The sequence below is a fragment of the Aerococcus sp. L_32 genome (assembly GCF_050689315.1).
Genome location: NZ_JBOEQF010000842.1, coordinates 1 through 802, shown reverse-complemented (window position 1 = coordinate 802; position 802 = coordinate 1). Strand labels below are relative to the sequence as shown.

Below are 802 nucleotides of genomic sequence, written 5' to 3'. Positions count from 1 at the left end.
CGTCTTAGTCAGTTTATTCGGCTTGATGATTGTCCTAGCCTTTTTCCAGACGTCAGGCTTATTACGGTGGGCGTCGATAAAATTGATCGACTGGTCCGGAAATAGCCGCGTCATCGTCCAATCCATGGTCCTGACCTCATTCTTTGGGTCATTCCTATTATCCAACGACATCGCCGTCCTGACCCTACTACCGATTTACTTGAACATCCTGCGCCACCTACCAGCATTCAAGGGCCGAGTACTCGGGGCAGCCCTGATCGTCGTGGCCGCAAACCTAGGCGGGGTCTTCTTTCCCTTCTCCAACCCACAAAACCTCATCATCTATTCTACCTATTCAGTCGATTTCGTCAGTTTCATGTGGTGGACCCTACCCCTGATGGTTGCCGGCTTTATCCTAGTTATGGCCGCAACGCTCTTCGTGGAAAAAACGGCAGCCCACACACAAGTTGAGGGTAATGCAGTAGATAGGTCGATAGTCATTCAAGCTAGCATTGGCATGGTGCTCATGGTCATTGCCATCTTTGGCTTATTTAATATCTTTTGTACCGTGGCCTTTATTGTGGCCTATGTCCTCCTGACTAACTGGCGGTATTTACTGCAAGTGGATTATTTACTGCTACTGACTTTCGCTTCATTTTTTGTGTTAGTCGGAAACATTACTAACTTAACACTTGTCCAAACTTGGTTGGCAGCTAGTATTTCAAGCAAGGCCATGGCTTACCTAACAGGGCTCTTGGCTTCACAAGTCTTTTCAAATGTCCCAACCACTATTCTGGTTTCACCTTTTACAGACCAGACATAT

The 802-nt window shown here is 47.0% G+C and carries 1 protein-coding gene; it reads left to right on the top strand.

All coding sequences use genetic code 11. The features are described from left to right. Nucleotides 1–802 (top strand): SLC13 family permease (locus tag ACRCJ0_RS16825; RefSeq protein WP_431391302.1); only part of this gene is annotated, 802 nt, incomplete at both ends.